The 16,963-nt window shown below is 59.5% G+C and carries 12 protein-coding genes and 1 pseudogene; 6 read left to right on the forward strand and 7 right to left on the reverse strand.

Annotated elements, in window-relative coordinates; all coding sequences use genetic code 11:
• Positions 1 to 40: 40 nt before the first annotated feature.
• Together NE850_RS38050 and NE850_RS38055 are read left to right on the forward strand one after the other, a co-directional pair.
• Positions 41 to 2,314 (forward strand): EAL domain-containing protein, encoded by a 2,274-nt coding sequence (locus NE850_RS38050; protein ID WP_232064292.1) that lies wholly within the window; start codon positions 41 to 43, stop codon positions 2,312 to 2,314.
• Between the two features lie 235 nt (positions 2,315 to 2,549).
• Positions 2,550 to 4,202, forward strand: a complete 1,653-nt coding sequence (locus tag NE850_RS38055) for a diguanylate cyclase (protein WP_232064294.1) — start codon at positions 2,550 to 2,552, stop codon at positions 4,200 to 4,202.
• Positions 4,203 to 4,249: 47 nt separating this feature from the next.
• Here NE850_RS38055 and NE850_RS38060 read toward each other — a convergent pair whose 3' ends face one another.
• The 3 genes from NE850_RS38060 to NE850_RS38070 all read right to left on the reverse strand — a co-directional run bounded on the left by NE850_RS38060 (position 4,250) and on the right by NE850_RS38070 (position 7,045).
• Complete coding sequence (locus NE850_RS38060; protein ID WP_310700256.1) at positions 4,250 to 4,552, reverse strand: DUF4148 domain-containing protein; 303 nt, start codon at positions 4,550 to 4,552, stop codon at positions 4,250 to 4,252.
• A 157-nt stretch (positions 4,553 to 4,709) separates the two neighbouring features.
• Positions 4,710 to 5,795, reverse strand: coding sequence for an aldose epimerase family protein (locus NE850_RS38065; protein ID WP_310700261.1), 1,086 nt, complete (start codon positions 5,793 to 5,795; stop codon positions 4,710 to 4,712).
• A 32-nt stretch (positions 5,796 to 5,827) separates the two neighbouring features.
• Complete coding sequence (locus NE850_RS38070) at positions 5,828 to 7,045, reverse strand: DNA-binding transcriptional regulator (RefSeq protein WP_310700257.1); 1,218 nt, start codon at positions 7,043 to 7,045, stop codon at positions 5,828 to 5,830.
• A 230-nt stretch (positions 7,046 to 7,275) separates the two neighbouring features.
• Between NE850_RS38070 and xylA the strand changes: the two genes are divergently transcribed.
• From xylA to NE850_RS38090, 4 genes are all read left to right on the forward strand, one after another.
• Positions 7,276 to 8,598 carry a xylose isomerase gene (xylA, locus tag NE850_RS38075; protein WP_007176104.1) on the forward strand — a complete coding sequence of 441 codons (1,323 nt, stop codon included), beginning with the start codon at positions 7,276 to 7,278 and terminating at the stop codon, positions 8,596 to 8,598.
• Positions 8,599 to 8,767: 169 nt separating this feature from the next.
• A complete protein-coding gene (xylF, locus tag NE850_RS38080; RefSeq protein WP_007176105.1) occupies positions 8,768 to 9,796 on the forward strand; it encodes a D-xylose ABC transporter substrate-binding protein in 1,029 nt (342 codons plus the stop codon).
• Between the two features lie 79 nt (positions 9,797 to 9,875).
• Complete coding sequence (gene xylG, locus NE850_RS38085) at positions 9,876 to 11,435, forward strand: D-xylose ABC transporter ATP-binding protein (RefSeq protein WP_007176106.1); 1,560 nt, start codon at positions 9,876 to 9,878, stop codon at positions 11,433 to 11,435.
• Positions 11,432 to 12,631 (forward strand): ABC transporter permease subunit, encoded by a 1,200-nt coding sequence (locus NE850_RS38090; RefSeq protein ID WP_310700258.1) that lies wholly within the window; start codon positions 11,432 to 11,434, stop codon positions 12,629 to 12,631. The genes xylG and NE850_RS38090 overlap by 4 nt, the downstream gene beginning before the upstream one ends.
• Before the next feature lie 26 nt (positions 12,632 to 12,657).
• On the opposite strand, the gene NE850_RS38095 is transcribed toward NE850_RS38090, so the two are convergent.
• The 4 genes and pseudogenes from NE850_RS38095 to NE850_RS38110 form a co-directional block, all read right to left on the reverse strand.
• Positions 12,658 to 14,550, reverse strand: coding sequence for a tetratricopeptide repeat protein (locus NE850_RS38095; protein WP_310700259.1), 1,893 nt, complete (start codon positions 14,548 to 14,550; stop codon positions 12,658 to 12,660).
• 16 nt (positions 14,551 to 14,566) lie between these two features.
• Entirely contained in the window at positions 14,567 to 15,112 is a 546-nt protein-coding gene (locus NE850_RS38100; protein ID WP_232292863.1) for a pre-peptidase C-terminal domain-containing protein, read from the reverse strand.
• 102 nt (positions 15,113 to 15,214) lie between these two features.
• A pseudogene (locus NE850_RS38105) lies at positions 15,215 to 16,444 on the reverse strand (S8 family serine peptidase); the annotation flags it as partial.
• 251 nt (positions 16,445 to 16,695) lie between these two features.
• The coding region (locus NE850_RS38110) for a hypothetical protein (RefSeq protein WP_310700260.1) at positions 16,696 to 16,963 on the reverse strand (268 nt) is incomplete at its 5' end.

Raw genomic sequence — 16,963 nt, forward strand, 5'->3', positions numbered from 1 at the left:
CGTGCGGACTGTATAAGCCGCCGGAACAGACGCCTGGCCTATGGGCAGCTTCGAACCTTCGGATCGGGACGAGCACATGCCAGGCATGTCTGCACGACTTGCTGCAAACAACTTGCAAGAAAGCCTACACCCCGGAGCTTCCATGGCCATGTCGAACGACGTTTCCGACGCAACGCCTGACAACGACCTGATGGACGATGGTTCGCATCTGTATAGCCAGGCATGGGCGTCGGCACTTACCTCGCTGACGGAGGTTTTGCGGCACAACGCCATCGATATCGTGAAGCGCTTCTATGATGGCCTGATTCGCTTGCCCAAGTCGAAGCACACGCTCGCGGCGCTGTCGGAGCATGAACTTCAGCATCTCAAGACGCAACAGATCCAGAATCTGTACGCGCTCGCGTCACCCGACCTGACGGCGATGGATCACCGTACGATGGCGCTACGGGTTGGACGTATCCATGCCATCGTAGGTTTGGAGTGGGAAGATCTGATTCGCAGCCGGGGAATCCTTTCCGCTGCGATTCACGACACACTCGATACGACGTTGCACGGAAGGGCACTGGCGGTGCTGGGAAGGCGCTTGACGCAGGATCTGGCGTGGCAGACGGAGGCCTACCAGCGTCTGCAGACTTCACGTCAGGACGTGTTGATGCGCGTGACCCAACTCGCGTGGGAAGTGGAGAGTTATACGGATCTGATCGGCCGGGTTGTTCAGATACTCGGCGAACACGACGAGGTGACAGGCTGTTCGGTTGGCCGGCCTGATAGTGACGGGGTCTTCCGTTTCGAGTCGGTGTCAGGCAAGTCGATGGAGCGGTATCTTGCCGAGTTGGAGAATTCCGCGGAACGGCCGGTCTCGAATGGCGATCTGCCTCAGGGGCAAGGACCTGTCGGACGCGCCTGGCGCAGCGGGAACGTGGAGCGAAGCATCAACTTTGCAACGGATCCGCTGATGGAGCCGTGGAGAACGCTGGCGCTGTACGAGAATTTCCGCTCCAGCGTGGCGATTCCTCTGCGACAACCCGGGCATCCGCCCAAGGCCATCCTTTCGCTCTATAGCTCATTTCCCGGCGGATATTCGGCAGCAGACCAGATGGCTTTTATCATGCCATTGCAAACGCTTCTGGGGCTCGCCATCGCGCGGATCGAGAATCAGGAAGGGCGTACTCATGCCGTACCGTACGCCACGCGACAACATTGGGCTGCGCTGCTCCGGTCCGATGCGCTGGAAATGCACTACCAGCCGCTACTGGATCTTAAAACCGGGCAGGTGACCAAAGTCGAGGCGCTGGCCCGGCTGCGGGAAGGCGATCGCGTCTTGACGCCCGGCGAGTTTTTCCCGGCACTATCCACGGATGATTTCCTTGAGCTCTACGTTCGCGGACTCGCACAGGTGTTGTCCCAGAGGAACCGCTGGTTGCAGGTTGGCGTCGAGTTGAAGGTGTCGGTCAATCTGCCGTCCAGTGCGATGGGCGACAACCGCTATTTCGAAGCCACGCGGCAAGCCTTGACGGAGTACGTTTGCCGTCCCGACATGCTGACTCTGGAAATTCTGGAAACGGACGCGCTTCCATCGGGCATGGACGTATCCGGTGAACTGGCGAAATTCAAGTTGCTCGGCATCAACCTGGCCGAAGACGACTTGGGGTCCGGGCACAGCAGCCTGAACCGGTTGCGCGAACTGCCGTTCGACTGGATCAAGATCGACCGCAGTATCGTGAGTGTTGCCGGTCAGGATGCATCGAATGTGTTGCGTTTCGTCTACCAGTTGACCAGGCTTGGCCGTTCGCTAGGCAAATCGGTGGTGGTGGAAGGGATCGAAGATGCGGGGATGCTCGAAGCCATTGTCATTCTCGGTGCCGACGTAGCTCAAGGCTATGCGATCGCACGCCCCATGCCTGCGCAGCAGTTGACGGCATGGATGCATAACCAGCCTTACTTGCCGCGTTCTCTGGACGCGAGAAGCGCCTTGGGGAAACTGGCCACGCTGTTGATCTGGGAAGAACGCCTGCACCTGATCTGTGAAGATCCGCGCGCGTTCGGCCGGCTGTCTGATATTGTGACGATACCGGTTACGCTCGGAGTCGTCGAACCCGTTGCGCCGGCGCCGCTCGACTCAGCCTGCCAGGTTTGCCCATTCTCAAGGTTCTTTAGCGAAACGGAGTCCATTCTGCCAAAGGGACTGTCGGATCCGACAGCACAGCGAGCCCTGATTGCGGCAGCAGTGAGTCACGGGCCGGACAGTCTGGCCTATCGGTCGGCGCGCCAGCGGCTTGTGACCGCTATCATGAGCGAGACGGTCGAGCACTGAGTGATGTCGCCTCCCTTAGGCGGCTGCAACGTGCGTAGAAATATCCGCATACGTTTGCGCCCGCCTGCGGTATTCATCGTTTTTTGACGCGCGATGTCTCGCGCAAGTTTCCATGATCAGGAATGCATTCTCCGCCATGTCCATAGACAGGCGCTTCAGTATTAGTGTTGCGGTCGCACTCCTGCCGGTTCTGGTTTTGTGTGGCAGGCTGGTCGTGCACGAGTGGCACGCATACATGGTAGCTGACGGCGCCCTCTATGCGTTCCAGACCTATCGCGCCGGATTGCTGGCAATCGAGAGCGTGTCCGCGGAGCGTGGCCCGACCAATAGCGTGCTAGGCGAAGATTTGCCGATCCCGGAAGCGAGGCGGGTCTCGCTGCGCCGCGCCCGTGACGAAAGCGATGCGCGGATCGAGAAGTTGCTCGAGATGCTTCAGGCCGGCCGTTGCCCGGGGTGTGCCGTCGAGCTTGCTCGCATACAGGAAGCGCGCAACGACCTCGCAAGCGCACGGGAGAACGTCGATCAACTGATAGGCCTGCCGCTGGCGCAACGGCGGGAGCGCACGCTCTCGAATGCAGTGGACCGGATGATCAAGGTCATTCCGCAGTTTGCGCCTGCCATCGATGCATTGGCTGCGAACGTGGTCAAGGGCGATACTCGCGCACTGAATTGTCTGATCCTCGCTACGCTGACTGCGGACCTGCGGGAAGCCGCCGGCCAGCTCGGCTCGCACTTTACCGCCACGCTGACCGCGCACAGGACGCTAGGTGAAGACAATCAGCTCGTGATCGAGCGAACCGAGGGGAGAATCGACCAGTTGCGTGAATTGATCGATTCGCACGTGCGGGACCGGCCGACGCTGGAGTCCACGGCGTTTGACAAAATGAACCGGCAGTACTTCGGCGAGGGCATTGCCTATATTGCCGAGGTCCGCAGCCTGGCGAGCCGGCCGGGTGGCGTTGCGATATCGCCCGCGCAGCTCGCGGACCGCTACGTGCCGATGATGCGTCCGATCACGGCATTCCGCGATCAGGTGCTGGACCTTGCTGAAACGGAGATCGGTCATCACCGCAGCAATGCGTTGGGCCTTCTGGCGGTCAGCGGGCTGGCCGCATTTCTGCTGATAGCGATATTGCTCTCGATGGCGATGTTATTCAGAAGGCGCGTGATTCGACCGCTTGTCGATGCGACCCACGTAATTGGAGCAATTGCAAACGGTGACCTCACGGCAGAGATTCCGGCAGCACGCTATCGCGGCGAAATCAAGGCCATGTTCAATGCGATCGGTGTGCTGAAGGCGAACAGCGTGGAGAGGCAGCAGCTCGAACGGGAGCGTGGCCGTCTGATTCATGAACTCAAAGCCACGGCGGAAACGGACTTTCTGACTCATCTGCTCAACCGCCGCGCATTCGAGAGCAGGGCGCGCCTGAGCTGTGCAGAACGGAACGCGGCCGAGCCGGAGCTCGCGCTGATCATGTTCGACATTGACCACTTCAAGAAAATCAACGACACGTATGGTCACGCCACCGGCGATCATGCGCTGCAACTCGTGGCCCGTCTTTGCCGTGAAATCTGCCGGCAATCGGATGTCGTGGCGAGATGGGGTGGGGAAGAGTTCGCGGTATTGAGCCGTGTGCAGGATGCAGCACAAGCGCTTGCCGTAGCGGAGCGTTTGCGTCGCAGGATCAGCGAGACCCGAATCCCTTTTAGCGGTGGCGAGGGTTTCACCATCACTGCGAGTTTTGGCGTCGCGTTCGCGTCAGCGTGCGATTCGCGTGACGTGGATCGTCTTTTCAGGCGCGCCGATCGTCTGCTGTATCAGGCGAAAGAGGCGGGACGTGATCGTATCGTCGCCGATCCGGTCAGCGTGCCAAGCGCTAACTCCTGAAGGCATTGCGAAGGAGCGCACCAATCGAATTGCACGACAAAGGCGTCCTACTGCCCTTGCAGATTCGGATTGCCGGCGGGAACGCCGGAGCCGGTTTCGGACGACCCGGTCGTGGAAGGACCGTACGCCGTAGCTGCATTGTTCCGCGCGGAAACGCGGGCTTCGGCTGCCTGAATGTCGGCGGGGTAGACGGAGTCGGTTGCTACCGCGGGGTTGTAGCCGGCCTGTTCGAGCTGCTTCAATTGTGCCTTGACCTCGGCACGCGTGACCGGTTGCTCGGATTGCGCGAATGATGCCAGCGGGACTGCGAGGACGACGACCAGCGTCGTTGCCTTGATAAGCGATTTCATGATGCTTCCCTCCGAGAATATTTTTTTAGGCGCCGAGCAATCTTTGACACCCTGCACGGATTCTAGGAAGCGAGTGATCTAGGGGAAACCACTAAGACGGTAATTCAGTGTTGCGACAAACAGCAAGTCGGCGTGATGTAATATCTGAAGAATCGTTTTATACGCCCTTGCGTACGTCTACCCGATAGGCGGTCACTTGCCGATAAGTGCTGCCGGCGCGCACGATCACCTCGTCCTGCTCAGCCATATTGACCTGGTTCGGGAAGCCGCCTGCTTCAAGACATAAACCGGCGTGCGGTTGATATGCAATGCCGCCGCGTCCCGGATCGCCATTCAGCGAATTGCCGCTATAGAACTGTAAGCCGCGCTGATCGGTCAAGACGGTCAATTCGCGTCCGCTGCCGGGATCGTAAGCGCAGGCAACCTGGCGCATGGGCGGCGTGGCACCGTTCATGCCGGTGTCAGGCGTATCGCGCAACACGTAGCAATGATCGAAGCCGCCCGCCGTTGCCAACTGCGCGTGCGGCCAGTCCAATCGCGCACCGATCGGCGCACTGCGCCGGAAATCGAATGCGTTGCCTGCTACCTCGGCCAGCTTGCATGGAATCATGGTGGCGTCGACTTCAAAGAACCGGTCGGCGTCGATCGACAGCATATGGCCGCGAATATCCGCACCCGGCCGGCCTGTGAGATTGAAGTACGGATGGCTCGTCAGATTGAGCGGCGTCGCGGCGTCGGTGATCGCTTCATAGGCGATGGTCAGCGTGCCGTCGTCGTCGAGCGAGTAGCGCACTTGCGTGGTCACGTTGCCCGGAAAACCGGCGTCGCCTTCGGGTGACTCCAGCCGCATGAGCAGCGCACCGTTGTCTTCACTCGCTTCCCACAGCGCGCGATGAAATCCCGTCGTGCCGCCATGCAACAGGTTCGTGCCGTCGTTACGGTCGAGTGCGTATTCGATACCGTGTAGCGTGAAGCGGGCATCGGCAATGCGGTTTGCCCAGCGGCCTATCAGTGCGCCCATATAAGTAGTGGCCGCCACGTACTCGGCGGGCGTGTCGTGGCCGAGCAGGATATCGCCGAGCACGCCCGCGCGATCCGGTGCGTGCCACGACACCAGCGTCGCGCCCAGATCGCTAATGGCGACTTTCATGCCGTGTGCGTTGCGCAGCGTGAAGAGCCTGACGGAATCGCCGCCGCGCAATGTGCCCCACGGCTCGGAAGAAAGTTGTGCGATGCTCATCATGTCGTCGGTGGAATAAAAAGGTAAAGGCATGCTCAGCCCGGTGCCGGTGTCGAATTCACCCGCTCCTGGTATTCGCGCGGCGTACAACCGAGCTCACGGCGAAACACCGCATACATGTATTGCAGCGACGTGAAGCCGCAATGGATCGCCACTTCCGCGCTCGACGCATCGCGCTTGGCCAACAGTGCTTTCGCAACATCGAGTTTATGGCGAAGAATTTCCTGATGCACGGTGCACTGCCGCTCGCGCCTGAAGTACTCTTCGAGCGACGAGCGCGACACGCCCACATAATCGGCAACCTGTTCGGTGCGAATACCCTGGCATGCGTACTGCCGGATAAAGTGGCGAGCCCGCATCACATACGGGCTCGCAAGCGGTTGGTGCCTGGTCGATTCGAGCACGTTGATGCCGACCGGCGGCACGAGAATGCGCCGCCCCGGAAAGCGCGCACCGTGCAGCATCTGATGCAAAAGGTGAGCCGCGGTGCGGCCCATTTCTTCAGTGCCCTGAATTACCGAAGAAAGCGGAATTCGCGTCAGTGTGCGCGTTAGCGGATCGTTGTCGATGCCGATGATCGCGACTTCCTCCGGCACCGGAATGCCGGCAATCAGACACGCCTGGAGCAGATGCCTGGCACGCGCATCGGTCACGGCAATGATGCCGACCGGCTTCGGTAAGTCACGCAGCCATGCGGTGAGTTGCTCGGTCGCCTGGTTCCATGACGGCGCGCTGGTCGAGAGGCCGCGATATATCTCGCCGTCTATCTGTGCTGCACTGCGACCATCCGCACGGCGTAAATGGGCAAACGCGAGTTCGCGCTGTTGCGCCCAGCGGTTTTCCTGCGCCTGCGGCAGGCTATACAACGCGAAATGCTCGAGACCCGCGCCGATCAGATGCGTATACGCAAGCGAGACGAGCTTGCTGTTGTCGGTGGCGATATAGGGCAAATCCGGAGGATAGTGCGCCGGATCTTCGAACGACGAACCCACGGCGACCACGGGCAGCGGACAATCGCGCAGCGCTTCGCCCACGGCGGGATCGTCGAAATCCGCAATGATGCCGTCGCCGTCGAAGCGTTCAATGCCCGTCAGCCGGCAGCGAAAGTCTTCTTCCAGAAAGAGGTCCCACGCCACGCGCGTGGACAGCAGGTAATTGCCGATACCGGTGATGATCTCGCGGTCGTAGACCTTGTTCGCGTTGAACAGCAACGCGATCCGGTGGCTGGTTTGCGGTGTTTGCGGACGGGTCATGGCAGTGGGCAAGGCACGCGTTTCACGCGGCACCGGTTTTAAGCGTCCGGTTATTCTAGGCCCCGAATCACGCGCCGGTGCGAAACAAAATGGAAGGCGGTAAGAAACATCAAGCACGCTGCGCAATTTCGCAATTGCCGACGCATCTTGCAAGCGGCAGCATGGCGTCACCTTGTCGACCGGCGCGACGACGTCGCACGGGTTGCGGTGCAACATAACTGGAGACGCAGATGTCCTATTTCGAACACATTCCCGAGATCCGCTACGAAGGCCCGCAATCGGATAACCCGCTTGCATACCGCCACTACGATAAAAGTAAAAAGGTACTCGGAAAAACCCTCGAAGAACATCTGCGCATTGCGGTGTGCTATTGGCATACATTCGTCTGGCCGGGCGTGGATATTTTCGGGCAGGGAACGTTTCGGCGTCCCTGGCAGCAAGCCGGCGATGCAATGGAGCGGACACAGCAGAAGGCGGACTCCGCATTCGAGTTCTTCTCGAAGCTCGGTACGCCATATTACACGTTCCACGATACTGACGTCTCGCCGGAAGGTTCGAGCCTGAAGGAGTACAGCGAAAACTTCCTGCGCATTACGGACTATCTGGCACGCAAGCAGGAGGACACCGGCATCAAGCTGCTGTGGGGCACGGCCAATCTGTTTTCGCATCCCCGTTACGCGGCCGGCGCGGCCACCAGCCCCGATCCGGAAGTGTTCGCGTTTGCGGCGACGCAGGTGCGCCACGCACTCGATGCGACCCAACGGCTAGGCGGCGACAACTACGTATTGTGGGGCGGCCGCGAAGGTTACGACACGTTGCTCAATACCGACCTCGTGCGTGAACGCGATCAACTTGCCCGTTTTCTGCATATGGTCGTGGACCATGCGCACAAGATCGGCTTTAAAGGCTCGCTGCTGATCGAACCCAAGCCGCAGGAACCGACCAAGCATCAATACGATTACGATGTCGCAACCGTACATGGCTTCCTGCTGCAACACGGGCTGGAGAAAGAGATTCGGGTAAACATCGAGGCCAATCATGCGACGCTCGCGGGCCACTCGTTTCATCACGAGATTGCCACGGCCTACGCACTGGGTATTTTCGGCAGCGTCGACGCAAATCGCGGCGACCCTCAAAACGGCTGGGATACCGACCAGTTCCCAAATAGTGTGGAAGAGCTGACGCTCGCCTTCTACGAAATTCTCAAACACGGTGGCTTTACTACGGGCGGCATGAACTTCGACTCGAAAGTGCGGCGCCAAAGTGTCGATCCGGAAGATCTGTTCTATGGCCACATCGGCGCAATCGATAACCTCGCGCTCGCCGTTGAGCGCGCAGCGGTGCTGATCGAAAACGACCGTCTCGATCAATTCAAGCGCCAACGCTATGCGGGTTGGGACGCCGACTTTGGGCGCAAGATCCTGTCCGGCGACTATTCGCTCTCCACGCTGGCAACGGATGCACTCTCGCGCGGTCTGAACCCGCAGCACGCAAGCGGTCACCAGGAGCTCATGGAAAACATCGTGAATCAGGCTATTTACAGCGGACGCTGAAGCGTATCGCAGGAAGCAGTGCATGAGAAAGTAGCAGCACCACATAAAAATCGCGCGGCCACGTCGACCGCGCGAAACAGGAAGCTTTGGGTTGTCGCTTGTCCGGTCCTGCGGCTCGCAGCGCAGGCCGCCCATCCGGTATTCCGGCTATCAGAAGAAGGAGACAGACATGAAATTCGCAACGCGTCGTAGTGTGTTGAGTTCGCTCGTATGTGGAGCGGTGCTCGCCAGCCTCTCGCTTGCCGCGCCGCTCGCGCATGCAAGCAAGGATCATCCGGAAATTGGCTTCTGTATCGACGATCTGCGCGTGGAGCGCTGGTCGCGCGATCGCGACTACTTCGTCGCCGCGGCAGAGAAGCTCGGCGCGAAAGTATCGGTGCAATCCGCCGACGCGAGCGAAGAGCGGCAGATCTCGCAGATCGAAAACCTGATCTCGCGCGGCGTGGACGTCATCGTGATCGTGCCGTTCAATTCGAAGACACTCGGCAATGTGGTGGCCGAAGCGAAGAAAGCGGGCATCAAGGTGGTCTCGTATGACCGCCTGATTCTCGACGCCGATGTCGACGCCTATATCTCGTTCGATAACGAGAAAGTGGGCGAATTGCAGGCACAAGGCGTCTACAACGCGCAACCCAAGGGCAACTACTTCCTGCTCGGCGGCGCGCCAACCGACAACAACGCCAAGATGCTGCGTGAAGGCCAGCTTAAAATCCTGAAGCCCGCGATGGACAAGGGCGACATCAAAGTGGTCGGTCAGCAGTGGGTGCCGGAATGGAGCGCATCCACGGCGCTGCGCATTGTCGAAGATGCGCTCACGGCGAACAACAACAAGATCGACGCGATCGTCGCCTCTAACGACGGCACAGCGGGCGGCGCTATCCAGGCGCTCGCAGCGCAGCACCTGGCTGGCAAGGTGCCGGTATCGGGCCAGGACGCCGACCTCGCGGCGGTCAAGCGTGTGATTGCCGGCACGCAGACCATGACCGTCTACAAGCCGCTGAAACTGATTGCCGGCGAAGCGGCCAAGCTTTCCGTGGCACTTGCGAAGGGCCAGAAGCCAGCCTATAACGCGCAATACGACAACGGCAAGAAGAAAGTCGACACGGTGCTCCTGCAACCCACGTTGCTTACCAAGAGCAATGTCGACGTAGTCGTCAAGGACGGCTTCTATACCCAGGCCCAGCTCGCGAGCCAATGAGCGTAACGTATGCGCGGCGTACGTCGATGCGCGTCATGCGTATCGGCGCTGCCGCGCGCCTTGCAGCGAGGCATAGCGAATGACGCAACCTCTCATGACGATGCGCGGCATCGTCAAGGCGTTTTCCGGCGTGAAGGCGCTCGACGGCATCGACCTCACGATCGCACCGGGCGAGTGCGTGGGTTTGTGCGGCGAGAACGGCGCGGGTAAATCCACGCTGATGAAAGTGCTCTCCGGCGTGTATCCGTGGGGCACCTGGGACGGCGAGATCATCTGGGAAGGCGCGCCGTTGAAAGCCGTCAGTGTGCGCGACACCGAACGCGCCGGCATCATCATCATTCACCAGGAGTTGATGCTGGTGCCGGAATTGTCGGTGGCGGAGAACATCTTTCTCGGCAATGAAATCACGCTGCCCGGCGGCCGCATGAATTACGCCGCGATGTATCAGCGCGCCGATGAACTGCTGCGCGAACTCGGCATTAGCGGAATCAATGCCGCGCAGCCGGTGATGAACTACGGCGGCGGCCATCAGCAGCTGATCGAGATTGCCAAGGCGCTGAACAAGCGCGCGAAGCTGCTGATTCTCGATGAACCGTCTTCTTCGTTGACGGCATCCGAGATCAGCATTCTGCTCGACATCGTGCGCGATCTGAAGCGGCGCGGCGTGGCTTGCGTGTATATCTCGCACAAGCTCGACGAAGTAGCCGCCGTGTGCGACACCATCAGCGTGATTCGCGACGGCCGTCATGTCGCGACCGAGCCAATGCGCGCGCTCACGACCGACCGCATCATTTCGCTGATGGTGGGCCGCGAGATCAAGAACCTGTTTCCGCGCGAGCCGCATCCAATCGGCGACGTGATCTTCGAAGCGCGGCACGTCACCTGTTTCGATGTGACCAATCCGCGTCGCAAGCGTGTGAACGATGTGTCGTTCGCACTGCGGCGCGGCGAGATTCTCGGCGTGGCTGGCCTGGTCGGCGCGGGGCGCACGGAGTTGATGCAGGCGATCTTCGGTGCGTATCCGGGTGTGAGCGAGGCGACCGTGGTGATGGAGGGTAAGCCGCTCAAGATTCGCGCACCCGTGGACGCGATTCGCGCCGGTATCGGCATGGTGCCGGAAGATCGCAAACGCCACGGCATCGTGCCGGGGCTGAGCGTCGGCCACAACATCACGCTGGCCGTGTTGGGGCGCTTTGCATCGGCTGGCCGGATCGATTCCGCGGCCGAACTCGATACGATTCACACGGAGATGAAGCGACTCTCGGTGCGCGCCGCGCATCCCATGTTATCGATTGCGAGTCTGTCGGGCGGCAATCAGCAGAAGGCCGTGCTGACACGCATGCTACTGACCAATCCGAAAGTGCTGATTCTCGACGAACCCACGCGCGGCGTGGACGTCGGTGCGAAATACGAAATCTACAAACTGATTTTTCAGCTGGCGCAGCGCGGCATGTCGATCGTGATGGTGTCCTCCGAATTGCCCGAAGTGCTCGGCATTAGCGATCGCGTGCTGGTGATCGGCGAAGGCGAGTTGCGAGGCGATTTCGTCAACGACGGCCTGACGCAGGAGGACATTCTTAGTGCCGCGATCCGTCCCGTGCAGCGATCCCCGAACCCAACCGTAGCGAGTGCCGCATGACGCCCGACGTTACTTCACAACGCGCCGAAGAAACCCTGCCGCGAGGCGCATTCGGCGGTCCGCAGCGCCTTCAGCAACTGTTCGCGCGTTACAAGATTCTCGCGCTGCTGATCGCGGTGACCGCGATCTGGATTTTCTTTTCGGTGCTGACGCACGGCGCGTTCGTTACGCCGCGCAATCTGTCGAACCTGCTGCGGCAGATGTCGATTACCGGCATGCTCGCATGCGGCATGGTGTTCGTGATCATTGCCGGCGAGATCGATCTGTCGGTCGGGTCGCTGCTCGGTTTGCTCGGCGGCGTGGCGGCGATACTCGACGTCAACCGGCACTGGCCGCTCGCCGTCACGTTACCCGTGGTGATGTTGCTCGGCGTGCTGATCGGCATGTTCAACGGATGGTGGTCGACTTACCGGCGCGTGCCGTCGTTCATTGTCGGGCTCGGCGGCATGCTGGCGTATCGCGGCATTCTGCTCGGCGTGACAGGCGGCTCGACGATTGCGCCGGTGTCGGACGGCTTCGTGTTCGTCGGGCAAGGGTATCTGCCGAGGCTCGCGGGCGATACGCTTGCCGTGGTGCTGTTTCTGCTGCTGGCATTTCTGACGATACGGCAGCGGCGCAACCGCGAGCGTTATCAGTTGCGTGTGGTGCCGTTCTGGCAGGACGTCGTGAAGGTGGTGGGCGCGGGTGTGATTCTCGCGGGCTTTGTCGCTACGCTCGACCGTTACGGCGGTATTCCGGTGCCGGTTCTGTTACTGCTCGCGTTGCTGGGTATCTTTACGTGGATCGCCACGCAGGCGGTGTTCGGGCGACGCATCTATGCGGTCGGTTCGAACCTCGAAGCGACGCGGCTCTCGGGCGTCAACACCAACCGCGTGAAACTGGCGATTTTCGCGCTGATGGGGCTGATGTGCGCGTTCGGCGGCATCGTCAATACGGCGCGGCTTGCTGCGGGGTCGCCTTCGGCCGGATCGATGGGCGAGCTCGATGCGATTGCGGCTTGCTTTATCGGTGGGACGTCGATGCGCGGTGGTTCCGGCACGGTCTACGGTGCGCTGATCGGGGCACTGGTCATGGCGAGTCTAGATAACGGCATGTCGATGCTCGATGTCGATGCTTACTGGCAGATGATCGTGAAGGGCAGCATTCTCGTGCTGGCCGTGTGGATCGATGTGGTGTCGGGGTCGAACCGGCGGTGAAGTGGAAGAAGGGAGAGGCGCGGCGGCTATATCGATCCGGTACGGCACCAATCCGTCAGAGCCTCCCTCATTTCTTCGACAACGGTGTTCCACTCTCCGAGTTCGCGCTGGCGGAATAGCCGCATTGATGGATACCAGGGGCTATCTGTTCTGCCGGTCAGCCAGCGCAACTCCGAATACGCGGGCAAGAGTACCCAGACAGGAAGGTTCGCCGCGCCGGCAAGATGTGCGACGGCCGTATCAACGGTGATGAGCAGGTCGAGCGTTTCAAGTATGGCGAGCGTATCGGCGAAGTCTTCGATGACTGGTCCGAGCGTGTGCAAATCGAACTTGCCCGCCAGATGTTCGCTGTCGCGTTCATGCTCGCCTTTCTGTAATGAAAACCATGTCGTCCCCGGATGCTCCAATAGAGGTTTCAGCGCTTCTATACTAATCGACCGGAATCGATCCAGAGCAGTGTGGGCGCCGCCTGCCCACACTACGCCGATTCTCGCGGTTTTCTTATACGCAGTTGACGGTGAAGCTGCATCGATCCTTGACCGCCATTGGTCAATATGAAGCGGCGATGCCGAGATGTATGGCATGGCAACAGGGAGCATTGGCAGGTCGAGCTTCATATGCTCCGGCATCCTTAGCATATGGCTCCAATAGTCGTAAGGACCGGCCGGTAATTTTGTAAAAACCGATCGTACGCCGGTCATGCTGGCCGCAATTCTGGCGACAGGTTGGCTGACCAGTACATCGACAACTGCGCCTTGCTGATGCAGCCACTCGGCAAACCGGATGAACTGGATTTCGTCACCACGTCCTTGCTCGCCGACGAGCAGGAAACTAGACCCGGAAACCGGTTCGCCGTTCCACACCGGAAAATCTGGAAAAACCAACGTGGCATGCGCGAGCGGCATGGCGTAAGTCATATTGCGACGTGCCCATCCGCTCTTGAAGTCGCCCTGACTCAGTTCGAGGCATGCAAGCTGACACTGCATGACTGGATCGTCGGGCGCGAGCTGTACCGCTTCGCTGCTGTAGACCAACGCTTCTGCAACTCTGCCGCGTACGCTCAGGGCATGGGCGGCATAGTGGTGCAGCGCGACGCGTTGCGGATCCATCCTGATTGCCTGGCGGGCGACATTCAGCATGTTGGCGAAGCTGTCCACTCTGTATAGCGCGAGACACAGCGCCTGCAATGCTTCAGGATTGTCCGCTTCCCGTTTGCTGATCTGTGCGACCGCTTCGTTTACCCGCACCGTTCGATTGGCTTTGGCTAGCGCATGGATCAGATCGAACCCGTCTTGCAGGGAAGATGAGTCGAGCGCCCAGGCAGATAGCCAATAATCGGCGGCGTCATCGGTTTCCCCGAGTTCGGCACTCAAACGCGCGATGGCACGTATCGCATGATGAAGGTCCGGCTCTATGGAGAGAGCCTTTTTGTATTGCACTTTCGCATCAGCAAGGCGGCCGCTCAGTCGCAGGCAATCCGCGAGATTGCGATGCAACGTCGCGGTGCTTCCAGAGAGGCCGAGCGCACGACGGTAGAAGGCTTCCGAACGTATGTATTCGCCCTTCATCGCGGCAATCAGGCCCGCGTGTTCCCACAGATCGGCACGTGCCGGATCGGCGTTTAGAGCACGCTCCAGATAAGTATCTGCTTCGGCGATTTTTTTCAGGTGCACGCACACCAGTCCCATACGATGCAGGGCATGGACGTTGAGCGGGCTTAGGGCCAATGCGCGTTGATAGCCGCTTTCCGCATCCCTCATGCGTAAGGCGGAATAGTCGGCGTCCGCGCGAGCAATCAGGGCGTCGATGTCGACGACGTAGGAATGATGGGCGGTGGCGTCAGGCATTTTCAAAGATAACCAGCTTCGCTTATGCGTGAAGTTGTGCATCTGCGCGGCGTAAGAGCGATGCAGATGCATTTCGCCAACACAAGCCTCAAGGTGTATAGGTGGCGTAAAGCACGCCGTCGTTGAGATTTGTATTTGGGCTCACTGTGACGTAATAAGTGCCTGCTGCCGGGCTTGACATGATGCATTGGGCGCCACTGCCTGAAGCGAATGCTCTCACGCAAGGCGCGTTTACCGTAGTGGGCGAACCGGCCCTGAGATACATCGTTCCCGATTCAAGACTGGATCTGTTCGAGAGAGCTACTCTCAGGATCCGCGCGCCAGCGGGGACGTCCAGCTTGAAAAATTTCATGACATTTGCTTTCGCAGCGATCGTGATGTTGACGTCGAAACTCAAATCAGTTGATTCAGGGGCGACTACGGTAAAGGGGCGGGTTACCCTGCTAACTGCTCCCGTGCTGTCGGTCGTCGTCAATGTGATGTTGTAAATGCCCGGATGTTCGTAGTCGTAGGTCGGGTTCACTGATTGCGTGTTTACCACTTCAACCGAGTTACTCGACCCGAAGTTCCACGCCCATGACTTGATCGATGCAAAACCTCTCGCGGTCGACAGGTCTGCGCAAGTAACCAGCATCCCGGCCACAGCCTGCGAACATTTGAAATCTGCCGTTGCTGGAATCTGGCCGGCCTTCGCCGCCGCAACTGTCGCCGTTGCATCGAGAATGCCTGAACCCAGAGGATGATCCGGCTGTTTCGGGAATGGTTGGGCGTGCTGCGTGATTAGTGTGCGCGTCTCTGCAATGCTTAGTGGCTTTGGTGCGACTGACTGTATGAGAGCAGCGACGCCGCTAACCATCGGCGCGGCCATGGAAGTGCCGCTGAAAGCGGCATAACTTTCGCTGCCCACCGCCGAAGTTCCATCGTTATAGGTCGATAAGATGTCGGTTCCAGGAGCGGAAATGTCGACCGTCGGCCCGTAGTTGGACAGGTAGCCTCGCGAACCGTCGCGTTGCGTGTTACCGACAGCGATAACGCCATGACAGTTGGCAGGTTAGGTGTTCGATGCGTCATCGTTATCGTTCATGGCGGCTACTACAACCGTAGCGCCCAAACCGTTCACAGTGTCTATGGCATCCTGATACGTCTGCGAACATTGGCCAGACGAGCCGAGGCTCGCGTTGATGACCTTTGCAGGACGAGGGTTGATGGGAAAGCCCGGAACAGATCCGCCCGCGGCCCACACCATAGCTTCCACGACGCTGGACATTGTGCCGAAGTTACAGGCACTCAGCGCGCGGACTGAAAGCACTTTCGCCGACGGTGCGACGCCTGCGACGCCGAGGCCATTGTTTGCCACCGCGCTCAAAATACCGGCAACGTGAGTGCCATGCCAGGTTACCTGGCAGTTCGGATTTTCGATTGTGCGGCCAGGGTTTGTGCCATCACCCGGCCCTGGAAGAAATGTAAAATCCGATCCACCGGGAGCTATGTTCGCATTCAGGTCGCTATGGCTTGTTACGCCATTGTCCACGAGCGCGATAGTCACGCCCGCGCCGGTTCCGGTGTTCCAAGCATTCGCCACGCGGATACCCGCGTAGGGTTGCCCAAGGTCAAGATTTGAAAGAAGACCCCATTGATCGTTAAAGTACGGATCATTGGGTACAGCGCCACCTGAAACTGTAATGTCGGGCTCAACATATTGCACGTTCGGATCGGCTGCGATGGCGCGCATGAATGCTTTCGCTTGCGTGCTGGACAGTTTGCGCTCAGTCGTCACCACATCCGCGCCGATGCCCATCCGACGCAAATGATGCGCTCTTGCTGGGAAAGTGCTTGCAAGCTTGTCAAGTCTTGACTGCACCGCCGAGGAAGAACCGCGTTCAGCAGAGCCAGTTTTGTATTTAATGATGAAACGGTCCGTCTGAGAGTCCGATGTAATGCCAGTTGTATTCATCTTCAACGACATTGCGAGCGGAACCGTACTGGAAGCTGCGGCGCCCGCTGCAGCGGCCACTTCATCCGCATCCCGGGCCGTCGGTGCGGATTGGGAGGCGGTGTCGCTCGCGCCATTCCCACTACACGCCGCCAAAGCCAGCGCTAGCGTGACGTTTGCAACGCTGGCAGCGAAGCGGCCTATTGATATCCTTGACCGGATCGAATCCGCTCGGATAACTGCGTGTTGAAGGCCGACCTTTCCGGTTTCCGCTCTCTCTTTTTTCAATTTTTATATCTCCCAGATCTCTCGTGATCGCTCGTGCTTACGTTTGGAAAACGCACGAACACCGATACCCATTCGTAATACGAAGGTATTCGTTTGTAAAAATGAGAGGCGCTGGAAAGCGCTGCTTTATGTGAGCGAAAATCTACCTTCGATGTCAGGAATGGCGACGCGCCAATTGCGACATCTCCTGCCGTGCCAACAAACCGTCCCTGGCAAGCCGTCCCCACCGCATTTAATGAAACACCCCGCGACTTCCCCCCATTC

This window comes from Paraburkholderia sp. USG1 (genome assembly GCF_031570135.1).
GTDB lineage: Bacteria > Pseudomonadota > Gammaproteobacteria > Burkholderiales > Burkholderiaceae > Paraburkholderia > Paraburkholderia dioscoreae.